Source organism: Acetobacter sp. DsW_063, from assembly GCF_002153745.1.
Taxonomy (GTDB): domain Bacteria; phylum Pseudomonadota; class Alphaproteobacteria; order Acetobacterales; family Acetobacteraceae; genus Acetobacter.
In genome coordinates this window covers 1-1,265 of record NZ_JOPL01000126.1, presented here as the reverse complement: position 1 = coordinate 1,265, position 1,265 = coordinate 1, and the positions used below count along the sequence as shown (strand labels likewise).

Sequence of the window (1,265 nt, the reverse complement as noted above, 5' to 3'; positions counted from 1 at the left end):
CACCCTGCTGCAGCATCTGCAGGCGGCGCATGAGGCGCTGACCGGCGCGCCGCTCGCGCTCGACGGCAAGGCCGCGCCTCTGCGCGAGATCCGCGCGGCCGCCGCCGGCATTCTGGAGCTTCTGGGCGCAGCGCCGAGAGCGACGTCGCCCTTCTCGCAATTCGCCAGTCTCGACCTGCCGGATCTGTCGGGTCTCTGAGACGGGGGAAGGACGGCGCGGCGCGTCGTCCGGGTTTCACTTTCAATGTTTCACGCAAGGGCGCTTCGGTGCCCTTTTTTCATGGGAAAACGGGATGTCCACCGAAAACGAATACAAGCAGGCTGTGGCGGATCTGAAAACGGCGACGGATCAGGTCAGGCAGTTCGCCGAGACGGCGAAAACGGAGATGAAGAATCTCGGCGAGATGACCCGCGAGACGAAGCAGTCGGCCGACAAGGCGCTGACGGAAATGAACGCGCTGGCGGCGCGTGTGACTGAGATGGAGCAGAAGGGCGCACGTGCTGGGGGCGGCGACGCCCAGATAGAGACGCGCTCGCTCGGCCAGCGCTTTGTCGCGGACGAGAACATCAAGGCGGCGATGGCCGAGGGCGACCGCTGGAAAGGTCGCCTGTCTGTGGACCTGAAGAACATCACGTCGGGCAGCACGGCGGGCGCGTCCGGCACGACCGGGCTTGTGGTCGCCGACCGCCAGCCCGGAATCGTCCAGGTCGTCCCGAACCGCCAGCTGGTGATCCGCGATCTGCTGATGCCTGGGTCGACCAGTTCGAGCGCGATCGACTACGTCCGGGAAACCGGGTTTACGAACAACGCCGCCGCAGTCGCGGAAAACCCGACCACGCCGAAGCCTCAGTCCGATCTCACGTTCGATCTGCAAAACCTGCCTGTTCGTACCATCGCGCATTGGGTTCTGGCGTCAAAGCAGATCCTCGCCGACGCGCCCATGCTGACCAGCTACATCGACGGACGTCTGCGCTACGGCCTCGCCTTTGTCGAAGACACGCAGCTTCTGAGCGGCGACGGGACCGGTCAGAACCTGAAAGGTCTGATGACGCAGGCGACCGCGTATGCGCAGCCTGCGGGCGTTTCCGTCAAGAACGAGACCATGATCGACCGCCTGCGTCTGGCCATGCTGCAGGCGACGCTGGCGCAGTATCCGGCGACGGGCCACATTCTCAACCCGACCGACTGGGCGTCGATCGAGCTGACGAAAGATGGCCAGCAGCGCTACGTCTTCGCGAACCCGACCGGCGTCGCCGGGCCGGTG

2 protein-coding genes are annotated in these 1,265 nt (G+C 65.3%); both read left to right on the top strand.

The genetic code is table 11. The features are described 5' to 3' along the window. Positions 1–199 (top strand): hypothetical protein (locus HK28_RS14075; protein WP_198945899.1); only part of this gene is annotated, 199 nt, incomplete at its 5' end. Between the two features lie 94 nt (positions 200–293). After that, positions 294–1,265 (top strand): phage major capsid protein (locus HK28_RS13105; protein ID WP_086644986.1); only part of this gene is annotated, 972 nt, incomplete at its 3' end.